The 13180-nt window shown below is 62.7% G+C and carries 12 protein-coding genes; 7 read left to right on the top strand and 5 right to left on the bottom strand.

Annotated features, from left to right (window positions below):
• Positions 1–45: 45 nt before the first annotated feature.
• Positions 46–672 carry a TetR/AcrR family transcriptional regulator gene (locus AC1TPF_RS18755; protein ID WP_482139479.1) on the top strand — a complete coding sequence of 209 codons (627 nt, stop codon included), beginning with the start codon at positions 46–48 and terminating at the stop codon, positions 670–672.
• Here the strand turns inward: AC1TPF_RS18755 and AC1TPF_RS18750 are convergent.
• The 5 genes from AC1TPF_RS18750 to AC1TPF_RS18730 all read right to left on the bottom strand — a co-directional run bounded on the left by AC1TPF_RS18750 (position 645) and on the right by AC1TPF_RS18730 (position 5783).
• Positions 645–1412, bottom strand: coding sequence for an adenylate/guanylate cyclase domain-containing protein (locus AC1TPF_RS18750; RefSeq protein ID WP_482144945.1), 768 nt, complete (start codon positions 1410–1412; stop codon positions 645–647). The genes AC1TPF_RS18755 and AC1TPF_RS18750 overlap by 28 nt on opposite strands.
• A 43-nt stretch (positions 1413–1455) precedes the next feature.
• A complete protein-coding gene (locus tag AC1TPF_RS18745) occupies positions 1456–2694 on the bottom strand; it encodes a fatty acid desaturase family protein (protein WP_482139477.1) in 1239 nt (412 codons plus the stop codon).
• 45 nt (positions 2695–2739) lie between these two features.
• Positions 2740–3849: a ferredoxin reductase gene (locus AC1TPF_RS18740; RefSeq protein WP_482139476.1), complete on the bottom strand. Its 1110-nt coding sequence runs from the start codon at positions 3847–3849 to the stop codon at positions 2740–2742.
• 126 nt (positions 3850–3975) lie between these two features.
• Positions 3976–5094 (bottom strand): DUF475 domain-containing protein, encoded by a 1119-nt coding sequence (locus AC1TPF_RS18735; protein WP_482139475.1) that lies wholly within the window; start codon positions 5092–5094, stop codon positions 3976–3978.
• A 113-nt stretch (positions 5095–5207) separates the two neighbouring features.
• Positions 5208–5783: a TerD family protein gene (locus AC1TPF_RS18730; protein ID WP_482139474.1), complete on the bottom strand. Its 576-nt coding sequence runs from the start codon at positions 5781–5783 to the stop codon at positions 5208–5210.
• 240 nt (positions 5784–6023) lie between these two features.
• Between AC1TPF_RS18730 and AC1TPF_RS18725 the strand changes: the two genes are divergently transcribed.
• The 6 genes from AC1TPF_RS18725 to AC1TPF_RS18700 are packed head-to-tail and all read left to right on the top strand — an operon-like array spanning position 6024 to position 13149.
• Positions 6024–7229 (top strand): hypothetical protein, encoded by a 1206-nt coding sequence (locus AC1TPF_RS18725; protein ID WP_482139473.1) that lies wholly within the window; start codon positions 6024–6026, stop codon positions 7227–7229.
• Positions 7229–8488, top strand: coding sequence for an HpcH/HpaI aldolase/citrate lyase family protein (locus tag AC1TPF_RS18720; RefSeq protein ID WP_482139472.1), 1260 nt, complete (start codon positions 7229–7231; stop codon positions 8486–8488). Before AC1TPF_RS18725 ends, AC1TPF_RS18720 begins: the two co-directional genes overlap by 1 nt.
• Complete coding sequence (locus tag AC1TPF_RS18715) at positions 8485–9780, top strand: phosphoribosyltransferase family protein (protein ID WP_482144944.1); 1296 nt, start codon at positions 8485–8487, stop codon at positions 9778–9780. Before AC1TPF_RS18720 ends, AC1TPF_RS18715 begins: the two co-directional genes overlap by 4 nt.
• On the top strand, positions 9777–10910 hold the full coding sequence (locus tag AC1TPF_RS18710; RefSeq protein ID WP_482144943.1) for a cysteine protease StiP family protein: 1134 nt from the start codon (positions 9777–9779) through the stop codon (positions 10908–10910). The genes AC1TPF_RS18715 and AC1TPF_RS18710 overlap by 4 nt, the downstream gene beginning before the upstream one ends.
• Positions 10907–11857, top strand: coding sequence for an HAD family hydrolase (locus tag AC1TPF_RS18705; RefSeq protein WP_482144942.1), 951 nt, complete (start codon positions 10907–10909; stop codon positions 11855–11857). Before AC1TPF_RS18710 ends, AC1TPF_RS18705 begins: the two co-directional genes overlap by 4 nt.
• A complete protein-coding gene (locus AC1TPF_RS18700) occupies positions 11857–13149 on the top strand; it encodes a TerD family protein (protein WP_482139468.1) in 1293 nt (430 codons plus the stop codon). The genes AC1TPF_RS18705 and AC1TPF_RS18700 overlap by 1 nt, the downstream gene beginning before the upstream one ends.
• The last annotated feature ends 31 nt before the right edge of the window (positions 13150–13180 follow it).

Below are 13180 nucleotides of genomic sequence, written 5' to 3'. Positions count from 1 at the left end.
GACCGACTGGTCCATTTGGCGATGGGGAGACGAAGCGAGGCAACCATGACCGGCTATCCGATGCAGCCAGTCGACGGCACAGCCGGGCCGCGAGAGCGCTTGGTCGACACGGCCATAGATCTCGTTCGACGCCGAGGTGTCTTCGCGACGAGTGTCGCCGACCTACTCAAACGCAGCGGTTCTGCCCGTAACTCCATCTACCAGCACTTTCCTGATGGAAAATCCGAGCTCATCGCCAATGCCACCGCCGCGGCCGGCGACCAGATGACGGCGTTCATCGCCCATCTGACAGCCACCCGAACCCCCATCGATGCCATCGACGGTTTGATCAAATGGTGGAAGCGCGAACTGGTCCGCTCGGAGTTCGCGCTGGGGTGTCCGGTGGTTGCCGCCGCCATGTCCGCGCCGGACGAACCTGTGGTCGCAGCGACCGCCAACGTCGCGTTCGACCGATGGCGAGATCTGGTGGCGCAGGCGGCGGTCGCCGACGGTGTCTCCGAGACGGCCGCCCGAGATTTCGGACTCTTTGTGGTGAATGCGATCGAGGGTTCGATCGTGCAGTGTCGTAGCCAGGGAGATGTCAGGTCACTGGATGTGGCGGCCGAGCAGTTGAAGGCGCTCTACCTTTCACTTCCCAAGGCAGATCATCCTTCATCGGCAACCTCGTCGTAGCGGGGCAGTACGGCAAATACCACGAGGTCTTTGGGCGTGCCCTTGGCGCGAAAGCGTCTGCGCCGCTTGATGTATTTGGTGTCGTCCGTGGCCGCCAATGTCGCCTCGGTCGCCAAGACCTCACCGGCTGACGCGGCATCGGCCACCCGGGCCGCGATGTTGACGTCGACACCGAGGAAATCATCGCCGACTGCACGCGGTTCGCCGGTGTGTAGACCCGCTCGGAGCGCGGGCCGATAGCCGTCCAGCGTGATGGCGCTGACCGCGAGTCCGGCTTCGTGCGCGGCCTCGATGGCATCGGTTCCGTCGCGGAACACCGCCATCAGGCCATCGCCGAGGTATTTGGTCACCGTGCCACCACGCCGGGTGATGATCTCCTCACTGGCGCGATTGACCTCACCGAGCAGTGTCAGGACGGCGTCGTCACCCGCGCCGAGAGCCCAAGTGGAAAATCCGACCAGATCGGTGAACAAGATCGTCACCGGGCCGCTTGCGGGCTTGGAGCTGCTGCCGCGCCGAGACAACAGTACCTGCCACGATTCGACGGCAGCCAAACCGAGTTCACGGACAGCGCTGGGTGTTTCGCCCCTCGCCTGGGCGATCAGGCCGGCGACTCGGTCAGAGCTGCGCAACCGGTCCGCGTTCACATCGGCTCCGGCACCCGGGGTTCTCATCCGGACAGCACGTCCGATCCGCACCACGGTCGCGTTGCTGTCAGTGCGGGCCAGGAACTCCCCCACCTGGCGGGCTCCGTCTCGCGTCTGAGCAAAGCGACCGGCGATGTCAGGCCACCTTCACTTTCGAATCGCGAAGTTCACGCAAGGCGGTGCGCAGCCCTCGACGGCGTCCGGTTTCCGGGTCGGGCCCGAAACTCGTGTGCATCCCCTCGCGGACGTTGAAACGAAGCTCCGAAGCGGTTTCGGGGGCATCGTCGGCGGTTGCCGAGAGCATCACATTGGGTAGTGCCAACTTTGCGATGGTCCGGAAAGTCTGCAAATACTGATGTGCCAGCGATCCCGTGGTGTACGGCAGATCGTATTTGTCGCATAGTTCGCGGACGCGGACACCGATTTCTTCGTAGCGGTTGCTCGGCAGGTCCGGAAACAGATGATGTTCGATCTGATGACTCAGGTTGCCGGTCATGAACCGCATCAGCCGGCCGGCCCGAATGTTGGCCGATCCCAACATCTGTCGCAGGTACCAGCGGGCCTGGTCTTCGCTTTCGTACTCGGCCTTGGTGAACTTCTCGGCGCCGTCGGGAAAGTGTCCGCAGAAGATGACCGCGTACGTCCAATAGTTCCGGATGAAGTTCGCGGTGACGTTCGCCGTCAGCGTGTGCTTCCAGTTGGGGCCGGACAGCGCCGGGAAGATCACGTAGTCCTTGGCGGCCTGCTTGCCGACCTTACGGCCGATGATCTTGAGGTCCTTGGCGACGTCACGCATGCTTTTCTCACCCTTGCGGACCTTTTCGGCCTCGACATGGTGCAGGGCCACTCCATACTCGAAGAAGGTGCCGAGAAGGAAGTTGTAGACCGGGTTGCCGAGATTCCACCATTCCCAGCGTTGGTCCCGGGTGACTCGCAGGACCCCGTAGCCCACGTCATCGTCGAGGCCGACGATGTTGGTGTACTTGTGATGGATGAAGTTGTGGGAGTGCTTCCACTGAATGCTCGGGCACGTGGTGTCCCATTCCCATGACGAGGAATGGATTTCGGGATCATTCATCCAGTCCCATTGCCCATGCATGACGTTATGCCCGAGTTCCATGTTCTCGATGATCTTTGCAACGCCGAGCATCGCCGCACCCGCGATCCATGCCGGCCTCTTGTTGCTCGCGAACAACACTGCACGACCGCCGGCCGCCAGGCCGCGTTGAAACGCAATCGTTCTGCGGATGTACCGGGCATCGGACTCTCCGCGGGACTCTTCGATGTCCCGGCGGATCGCGTCGAACTCCCTTCCGAGAGCCTCCACGTCTGCCTCGGACAGGTGTGCGTATCGATCGATATCGGTGATCGCCATGGCAACTACCCCCTGTGTGACTTGTCGGTTCGTACGTGTGCCGGCTCAGAGATCCAGCGTGCATTCACCAGACACGGTGCTGATACATGTCTGGATACGGTCGCCTTCTCTACGTTCGTCCCCGGAGCGCAGGTCGCGAACGTACCCGCCTTCCAGCGGGACCACGCACGATTGGCAGATCCCCATCCGGCAGCCGAACGGCATCTGGATACCGAGTTCTTCGCCGGCCTCCAAAAGCGTTGTCGCCCCGTCGATATGTGCTTCTTTGTTGGACTTCGCGAAGGTGACGGTGCCACCTTCACCACCCTTGTCGGTGCGTGCGATGGCAAACCGTTCGATGTGTAACCGGTCCCGTAACCCAACCCGTTCCCACACCTCCTCTGCGGCGTCGAGCATCTCCACCGGGCCGCAGGCCCAACATTCGCGTTCCTGCCAATCAGGGACGACGGACGACAGGTCGTTGAGATCGACCTTGCCGTGCTCGCGGGTGAGACGCATCTTCAGCTCGTACCCGTCGGAGGTGTTCTCTAATCCGACGAGTTCGTCGTGGAAAATGACACTGTCGCGGTCTGGTGCGGAGTGGATGTGCACCACGTCGGGTATCTGCCCACGTCCGTCGAGTGCCCGGAGCATTGCCATCACCGGTGTCACCCCGGATCCGGCGGTGATGAAGAGAATCTTCTCTGGCGGCGGATTGGGTAGTGAGAAGTCACCTTTGGGTGCGGCGAGCCGGATGACGGCACCCGGCGCCACGCCATCGACGAGGTGGCTGGAGAGGAAACCGTCAGGATTGGCCTTGACCGTCACCGAAATGACTTTCCCATCGCCTGCGATGGATGTCAGCGAGTACGAGCGCCAGTGCCATCGGCCATCGATCTGAAGACCGATCCCCACGTATTGTCCAGGACGGTAATTATGGCGAAATCCCCAACCGGTCTTGATGTCTACGGTGGCGGTGTCGTGGGTTTCCTTGCGGACGTCGACGATCTTTCCCCGCAGTTCGCGTGCCGACCACAACGGGTTGAGCAGATGTAGGTAGTCGTCCGGCAACAGTGGCGTCGTTGCTCTGGCCACCAGACCACGGGCGACATTGACCTGCGGACGCGTCGCTTGAACCTGCGCGGCCGGACGCTTGCTCCATTTCACAAAGCCCACTGCCCACACTCCCCTCGCTCCGGATGGAAACGATAGCGGTTTGTATCGCCATCGCCGTGTGCGAGTTCGAGTGTACACATGTACACCGGGTGGACAGGGTCGTTCAGCGTCCGGCCGAGTCAGGAATCAGCTTGTGGTGGCGACATCCTTCTCGGGTGAATCGGAGTCCGCATTGTTGGCTTCGTCGCGGCGGTTGGCGTAGACACTCGACAACGCTGCTGCGCCGATGAACGCCACTCCGACCAGGCCGGTGATGATCTCGTTGATGTGCCACTTGATCGAGAAGAACAGAATCGCCGCGAGTGCGCCGATTGCCCAATGGGCGCCGTGCTCGAGGTACCGGTACTCGGACAGGGTGCCGGCACGGACCAGGTACACGGTGATGGAGCGGACGAACATTGCTCCGATGAACCCCAGTCCCAGCGCGATGATGATCGGATCGGCGGTGATTGCGAACGCGCCGATGACGCCGTCGAAGGAGAACGACGCGTCGAGGACCTCGAGGTACAGGAAGAGGAAGAAACCCGCTTTACCTGTCGCCTTTGCCAGGTCGGAAGGCCCACCTGACTTCTCGGCCTGTTCGTGTTCGGCTGTCAGTTCATCAGTGTGGAACAACTGGCCGAGGCTGTTGACCGCGATGTAGGTGATGATGCCGAGGACGCCCGCAACCAGGACCGTCGAGCGTTGGTCGTCGGTGGCGAGGAACTCCGCGATCAGTACAAGGCTGCCGCCTGCGATGACAACGGCGAGCTGATCGAGTTTGCCGATTGTGGCCAGTGGCTTCTCGAGCCACGTCAGCCACTTGATCTCGTTGTCCTCGAGGATGAAGTTGAGGAAGAGCATGAACAGGAACATGCCGCCGAACGCAGCAATCTGCGGATGCGCTGCGGTGAGGATCTCTTCATACGAATCCTGACCGGAGCCTTCTTCGGGCACATTCATGGCCAGGTCGAAGGCTTCGACCGGATTCAGTCCGGCCGTCACCCAGACGATGAGCAGCGGGAACAGCAGGCGCATGCCAAAGACGGCGATGAGGATGCCGACGGTGAGGAAGATCTTCTGCCAGAACTCACTCATCTTCTCCAGCACGGTCGCATTGATGACCGCATTGTCGAATGACAGTGACACCTCGAGGATGCCGAGAATCAGGCAGAGCGCAAGCGCGGTCCAGCCCCCGTAGAGGAATGCAACGCCCAACGAGACGATCGTGATTAGGATCGAGATCCCGAATGTGCGAATGACCACCCGTGCTCCTTAAATATCGCTCTTACGTATCAACAGCACTATCGCGGAGCCCCGGGAGGTTCCGCGATAGTGCTGAATCATATGACTTCAGTTATTCGACTCTAGATGTCGAACTAGACGTTGACGCCGTAGTCGCGGGCGATGCCTGCAAGGCCGGAGGCGTAGCCCTGGCCGATGGCGCGGAACTTCCACTCCGCACCATTGCGGTACAGCTCACCGAACACCATGGCGGTTTCGGTCGACGCGTCCTCGGACAGGTCGTAACGGGCGAGTTCGGTGCCGTTGGAGCGGTCCGTCACACGGATGTATGCGTTACGGATCTGCCCGAACGACTGCGAGCGCGTATCAGCGTCGTAGATCGAGACGGGGAAGACCACCGATTCGATGTTCGGCGGCACCGCCGCCAGATCGACGTTGATGACCTCATCGTCGCCTTCACCCTCACCGGTGGTGTTGTCGCCGGTGTGCTCGATCGAACCGTCCGGCGACCGCAGGTTGTTGAAGAAGATGAAGTGCTGATCGGAGACGACCTTCTTGTCAGCTCCGGTGGCGATGGCGCTGGCATCAAGGTCGAAGTCTGTGCCGGTGGTGGAACGGATGTCCCAGCCGAGTCCGACCGCCACTGCGGTCAGGTTCGGAGCCTCTTTGGTCAAAGAGACGTTGCCGCCCTTGCTCAAGCTGACGCCCATGTCAGTACCTTCCTGAGGTTGATTCATAAGTTGATTGAGGCCGATCCCGTGCCAAACGCTGGCATGGAGCCGAGCCTTGTCGTCAACCGTACGTGAATGTGGACATCGTTGGCACCGTCCACTCCGATACCTCCACATTTTTGCGCGATCTATGCACGGATCGAATGACAAGTGAGGCATCACCCGTGATCGTCGACCGCCACGGGCGGCGATTGTCGCCGCTCCCAGTAGGATGCGCGTGTGGCCGGGCGCTGGTTTCGACGAGATAGCCGTGACGTCGGTGGCGGGTCCACCGACGTCCTCACACGTGCCCGCAATGACATGGTCACCGGCTTCCTGGAACTCGATCAGCGGCTGTCCATATTGGCCGACGGTGTCGACGCCGCAGCAGCGCTGGGTCTGTCACCTGACCTGATCCGATCATTCTCCCCGATCCGGGATCAGTGCTACGAGACCATCAATCAGTATCTGGCGCTCAGCGATCCCGATGCGTCCGCTTCACTGGCCGACTACCAGAAGACGTCCGACCAGATCACGAAGTCCATTCAGCGGCTGGACCGGTTCTATGAGCAGAACTCGACCCAGATCGAACATGCCCGGACGGCATACGGCGCGATTCCCGACGAGGCCGCCCGGATTCGCCAGGAATCCGACCGTATGGCGGAGAAACTCGGCGATCTGACTACCAGTCAGTTGGGTTACACCTCGGTCAAAAGTGCTGTGGCTCAGTACGATAAGGCGCGGCAGCGGCTCGAGTCCGCGCAGCTCCAGGTGTCCCAAGGCGGTGATCGTGCCGAATTGCAGGCCAGTACGGCCGCGATGAGGGCGGCGATCGAGAAGTTGCAGCAGGCGATCGTGGAGGCGCCGAGCAAAGACGGCCAGGCGCGCGCTGCGCTGGCGTCGGTGCGGACGCGTCTGGCTGCGGTCCGTAATCGCAGTTCCCGCATGCCCGAGGCGTACTCGGCTCTACTCCGCGAGTTCAGTGCGGCGTGTTCGGCAGACCTCATCGGGTACGACGAACGAAGCGCCGCGGACCTGCAGCGCGCAGAGGCCGAAATCGACACCGCGGCAAGCAAAATCGCGTCCGATCCGGAAGCGTCGTTGGCCGCGATCACGCGGGCCCGCGCGGTACTCGCCGAGGCGGAGGAACTGGTGGATGGGGTCACCGACCGATTGAATGAACTTCGGGTGGTCCGGGCAGACCCACCGGCGGCCGCAGGTAGGGTTCGTTTTCAGATACGTGACGCACAACTGCTTGCGGTGAACCTGGGATTGGTCAAACAATGGGGTTCAGTACTCGACGCACAAGTGCTGCGTGTGGATCGTGCTGTTGCCGCATTGACCGGGCGGCACCCCGACTACTGGGGATATCTGGTTGACCTGCGAGCCATCTCTGACTTCGTCACCGGAGTCGTGAACAAAATGAAGGATGAGGCACGGCGCTGATGATCGAACAGTCCATCCCCGACGGCGAGGTGGGCCGCACCGGGCAAGTGGATGAACAAAAACCGAACACAGGGACAACGGCGCATGGCGCCAACCGAATCCGGCATTTCGCCGCCTTGGACGACGTCGAACGCGAACGGCTGTTCCACCGGTTTCCGGAGACGATCGAGGCCGAGGCCGGACCGGCGTTGCTCAGTGTGGCGATCGGCGCAACCCTGTACATTCCGGCGATTCGCGATCGTCTGGCCGAATTGATTCTCCGACAAGGCCGCAATGGGTCCACGTCGATGGTCATCGATCTCGAGGATGCGGTCGCCGATCACCTGGTGCCGGCAGCAATGGCAAACCTGGTGGCTGCACTCGACGATCTCGCCGACCATGCGGCGAATGTGCCGTTGCTGTTTGTCCGGGTTCGCAATGCGCAGCAGGTCGATGAACTGCTCGGACGCCTCGGGCGGGGAATCGAGGCGCTCGCCGGATTTGTCCTGCCGAAGTTCACCGCCGTGACCGGTGAGGACTATCTGAACCGGATCGACGGCGCGATCGCCAGTGCGGGCCGGATGCTCTACGCGATGCCGATCATCGAGTCGACGACGGTGTTACATCTGGAAACCAGGATGTATGCGCTGAGCGGTATTCGGGACCTGCTCGCCAAGCACCGGGACAAGGTCCTCGCCGTCCGGATCGGCGGAACCGATATGTGTGGCGCCCTCGGGATCCGGCGCGATCCCGACCTCACCATCTATGACGTGCAACCGGTGGCCGAGGTCATCGGAGCGATCGTCAATGTTCTCGGACGGACGGACGGCACCGGGTACACCATCACCGGGCCGGTCTGGGAGTACTACAACACCCACGAGAGAATGTTCCGGCCTTTGTTGCGGCACACACCATTCGAACAGATCGACGCCGTGAGGTTCCGCACGCATCTCGTCAGCCGCGACCTCGACGGACTACTTCGGGAGTTGGTGCTCGACCACGCGAACGGACTTCAGGGCAAGACCGTCATCCATCCCTCTCATGTCAACGTGGTGCACGCGATGAGCGCGGTATCGCACGAGGAGTACGTCGACGCCGTGGCCATACTCGGTGTCGACGACTCCGGCGGCGTGGAACCCTCGATCTATCGGAACAAGATGAATGAACGTCGCCCACACCGCGCCTGGGCAGAAAAGACACTCGTCCGAGCACAGGCGTTCGGGGTTCTGCAGCCGGAGATCGGCGTTGTGGACCTGCTGGCGTCGGTGGTGGAGCCATGAGCGGAACCGACAGTCGCCAGGTCATCACACCGCCCGTGTCGTACGCGACATCGGAGTTCGGTCTGCAGGCCGAGCATGTCAGCGGACATCGTGGCAGGCGGGTTGACGATCTCGTGCAACCCGGACTGCGCCGCAATCCCAAACGTGCGCACCTGTGGGTGTCGACGGTGTTGGGCAAACACATTCCGGTAGCGCCGGCGGTGATCTTTGCCGCCGCCGGAGATCTCGGCGACCTGGCCACCTCGGCGTTGCGCGAACGCGGCGTCGGCGACGCGCTCGTATTCGGATTTGCCGAAACGGCAACCGGTCTGGGACATGCGGTCGCTCAGCGGATGGGTGCGGGGCACTATCTGCAGTCGACGCGGCGCAACGAATCGCATGTCCCGGTCATCGCGCGATTCGAAGAAGGTCATTCGCACGCGACCGACCATTTGGTGGTCCCGACCGATCCGCAGAGCCTGCACACCGACCTTCCGGTGGTACTCGTCGACGACGAGATATCCACTGGGGCCACAGCACTCGATGCGATCCGGTCGATGCAGGAGATCCATCATCGGTCGCTGTACATCGTGGCTTCGCTGGTCGACATGCGTACCGACCGCGATATGGCCCGGTGCCGGGAGAGGGCCGGTGAGATGGGCATCGATATCGACTTCATCAGCCTCGCGCAGGGTGTCACGAGCATTCCCGAGGACCTCCCCAAGCAGATTGTTGCCCTCCAGCCCGGACCGCTCCACCAGTCCGGGACTCCGGGCCGGCTCGAGCGGTTGGACGTATCCTGGCCGCCGCACGTCCCCGACGGCGGCCGGTACGGATTCGACCACAGCGATTGGGCCGAATTCGATCAGGCCGTGACGGTGATCGGCGCGCAGGTGGCGGCAGCAGTGGATCTGACGCGCCCGGTGATCGTGATCGGGCATGAGGAGTTCATGTATCTGCCTCAGCGGATTGCCGGTGAGCTGTCGTCGGTTGTCGCGGCACCCGTCCTGAGCCAGACGACAACCCGGTCCCCCGCCCACGTCATCGATCACCGCGGTTACCCATTGCGTCGCGGTTATCGCTTTGATTCACCCGAGCCTGATGCGGCGGCAGATCGCTTCCTGTACAACGCAACCCGAGAACATCCGGGCTCCCAGCTCGTCATGGTGCTCGATGCCCCCGCGGACACGGCAGCACTGACCGCACCGAACGGGTTGGTCGAAACGCTGCGGGCCGGCGGCGACGACGTCCTCGCCGTGATCGTTTCCGGCACCGACTACGGGGCTCTGCAGGAGAGGCGGGGGCAGCAGTGAGCGTGCAACCAGAGGCCGGATTCGGTGTCCCACTGGTCGGGCCCGACTTCGGTAGTTATGCCCCCGACGAGGTGCGGTGGCTCCTCAAGGATCTGTCTCAGGTGGCTCTCGAAGCGGACATCGCATCCCGCGAACAGCGGATACAGGCCGGACTGGCCCACTATGCCGAAACGCTTCCTGTCGAGTTCCAGCCCGACGCCGCCTACCAGGAACTCTTTCACCGGGTCCTCGACGAAAGTGCGCATCGCCTGGCGGTTGCGGTGGGAGCGGTGACCGATCTGGTGCTCGCCGAGCGCGGTACCGACGTGGTGTTGGCATCGCTCGCCCGCGCAGGCACCCCCGTCGGTGTCTTGATGCGCCGATGGGCCCGCCATCACCACGGTGTGGACCTGCCGCACTACGCGGTATCGATAGTCCGGGATCGTGGGATCGACACGAACGCGATGAGATACTTGGCAGCACACCATGATCCGCAGAAAGTGGTGTTCGTCGACGGCTGGACCGGCAAAGGTGCGATCACCAGCGAGCTCGCGGCTGCGCTGGACGAACTCGCGCAGGCCGGCGGTCCCCGATTCAACCCGGACCTGGCGGTACTCGCCGATCCCGGGGCGTGTGTGCGTACTTACGGGACTCGCGACGACTTCCTCATCGCATCGGCCTGCCTGAATTCGACTGTGTCTGGTCTTGTTTCGCGGACTGTCCTGAACAGCGAACTCATCGGTCCGGATGATTTCCATGGCGCGAAGTTCTACTCGGAACTGATCGATCAGGACGTCTCGGGCGTGTTGCTGGATGCCGTCAGTGCTCAATTCGATTCCGCCGCAACCGAGGCCGCCTCACGGTACTCGGACATCGTGTCGTCGGACCGGACCCCGACCTGGTCGGGTTGGCGCTCCGTCGAGGCCATTCGCGAGCAGTATGGAATCTCGTCGGTGAACTTCGTGAAGCCCGGTGTGGGTGAAACCACCCGGGTTCTCCTCCGTCGGGTGCCGTGGCGTGTCCTGGTCCAGAACGCCGATGATCCGGCGCACGAGCACATCCGAGCACTTGCCGACGCGAGATCGGTGCCCGTGGAGGTGGTCCCGGAGCTGGCGTACAGCGCTGTGGGCCTGGTGAAAGAGGTCTTGTGAGCGGTTGTACCCCGGCTTCACCCACCTCATCGGCGTTGGTGGCGTTGGATATGGACCGGACGCTGATCTATTCGGAAAATGCGATCACACAGGGCGCCCCGGATGCCTCGCGTGCGGCAGCGATGTTGGCTGCGGCACGTTGTGTCGAGCTCTACCAGGGAAAGCCGCAGTCGTACATGTCGGAGGCGTCGATCGGGTTACTCCTCGAACTCGACCGGATCGCACAGGTGGTACCGACCACAACCAGAACCATCGAGCAATTCCGGCGCATTGAATTGCCCATGGGCACAACGGAGTTCGCGATCACGAGCAACGGTGGAAACATCCTTGTCGATGGTCGGCCGGATGAAGCCTGGTCCGCGCACGTCGCCGGGTTGCTCGGCCGACTGGGTGCCGGGGTCGACGACGTCTACCAGCGATTGAACGACGATGCCCGCGACACCCCCTGGCTACGCACGCTGCGGGTCGCAGACGGGCTCTTCTGCTATGTGGTTGTCGAACTCGACCTGCTGCCACCGGATGTGGTGCCTGCGTGGGCGAGTTGGGCCGCGGAGGTCGGCTGGAATGTCTCGCGGCAGGGCCGGAAGGTGTACGTCATGCCCAATCCCGTCACCAAACACATCGCCGTCGAGGAGGTTCGCAGACGCATGTCGGTGTGGCCTCGTGTGAGCCTGGCGGCCGGTGACGGCGTGTTGGATCAACCGATACTGGTCGGGGCCGACGCCGCGATCCGTCCTCGGCACGGCGAACTGGAAGAACTCGGCTGGCAGCACCCGAATGTTGCGATCACCACCGGACGAGGTCTGGCCGCTTCGGAGGAGATGCTGGACTGGCTGTTGGGGCGGGCAGGCACAATGGTGGGAGCCGTTAAACCGGACATGCCGTCCAACGCGCCGACAGGTGGGGACGGGGCCATCAATTCAATACCCAACGAAGGGCACAGGTGATGACAACAACACTGGTCAAGGGGCAAAACGGTCCGCTCAACGCATCGACGGTGGAGATCACCGTCGATCTTGCGGCGGCAGGTGACCTCTCGGCGTTGCTCGTCACCGACAGCGGCAAGGTCCGGACGGACGCCGATTTCGTGTTCTTCAACCAGCCCTCGGGTCCAGGCGTCACGCTGCAGACCGGTTCCGGCATCGGCACCCTGTCGATTGCTTTGGGCGCGATTCCCGCCGATATCGCCCAGGTCCGCGCGGTGATCACGCTCGAGAACGGCACCTTCGGTGCGATCGCTCCCCCGGTCGCACGTGTCATGTCCGGCGGACAACCGCTGTACGAGTACCGCATCGAGGGTTTGGCCAGCGAGTCGATCGTGATCGCGCTCGAGGTCTACCGCCGCGGTGGTGACTGGAAGGTTCGCGCCGTCGGCCAGGGTTATGCCGGTGGTTTCGCCGCCTTGGTCACCGATCATGGAGTTTCGGTGGACGATGCACCCGCCCCAACACCTCCCGTCCCGACACCTCCGGCACAGGCACCTCCCGCCCCGGCACCAGCCGCACCAGCGCCCAGCTATTCGCGCCCGCAGCCTGCGGCGGCACCCAGCTACCCATCTCAGCCGGCCGCACCAGCCGCGGCGGCCTACACACCACCTCAGCAACCGCCTGCCCCCGCCGGTCGGCCCGAAGTGAGCCTACGGAAGGGCCATCCGGTCAGTTTGGCCAAGGGCCAACGGGTTTCGCTGAACAAAGACGGCGGAGTTGCGCTCACCAACATCCAGATGGGTCTCGGGTGGGATCCCGTTGTGGTGAAGAAGCGGTTCGGTAACCGCAGCGCAGACATCGACCTGGACGCGTCAGTCGTCATGTTCGCCGATTCACAGGCTGCCGACGTCGTCTACTACGGTCAGCTGACGTCGAAAGATGGTTCGATCCGCCACCTCGGTGACAACCTCACCGGAGCAGGCGAAGGTGACGACGAAGTGGTCACCGTTGATCTGACCCGCGTCCCGATGCATGTGAACGCGCTCATCTTCATCGTCACGTCCTACCAGGGTCAGACCTTCGAGCAGGTTGACAACGCTTTCTGCCGCCTGGTGGACCAGACGACCAACTCCGAGCTGGCCCGATACACCCTTGCCGGCGGTATGCCTTTCACCGGCGTGGTCATGGCGAAGGTGTTCCGCGAGGGCGGGGTCTGGAAGCTTCAGGCGATCGGCGAGGGAATCACCGCGCGGCACGCCGGCGAGGCCCTGCCGCAGCTGCAGCGATTCTTGTCGAACGACTTCATGAAATAGACCCGGTGTGTGCGGGTCCGAGAGGAACTTT

It is taken from the genome of Williamsia sp. Y853 (genome assembly GCF_056786495.1).
This window is presented reverse-complemented; position numbering and strand designations above follow the sequence as displayed.

Excerpts from the sequence above, each read along its gene's own strand:
- AC1TPF_RS18755 (WP_482139479.1), top strand. The coding sequence starts at position 46 with ATGACCGGCTATCCGATGCAGCCAGTCGACGGCACAGCCGGGCCGCGA.
- AC1TPF_RS18745 (WP_482139477.1), bottom strand. The coding sequence starts at position 2,694 with ATGGCGATCACCGATATCGATCGATACGCACACCTGTCCGAGGCAGAC.
- AC1TPF_RS18730 (WP_482139474.1), bottom strand. The coding sequence starts at position 5,783 with ATGGGCGTCAGCTTGAGCAAGGGCGGCAACGTCTCTTTGACCAAAGAG.
- AC1TPF_RS18720 (WP_482139472.1), top strand. The coding sequence starts at position 7,229 with ATGATCGAACAGTCCATCCCCGACGGCGAGGTGGGCCGCACCGGGCAA.
- AC1TPF_RS18715 (WP_482144944.1), top strand. The coding sequence starts at position 8,485 with ATGAGCGGAACCGACAGTCGCCAGGTCATCACACCGCCCGTGTCGTAC.
- AC1TPF_RS18700 (WP_482139468.1), top strand. The coding sequence starts at position 11,857 with ATGACAACAACACTGGTCAAGGGGCAAAACGGTCCGCTCAACGCATCG.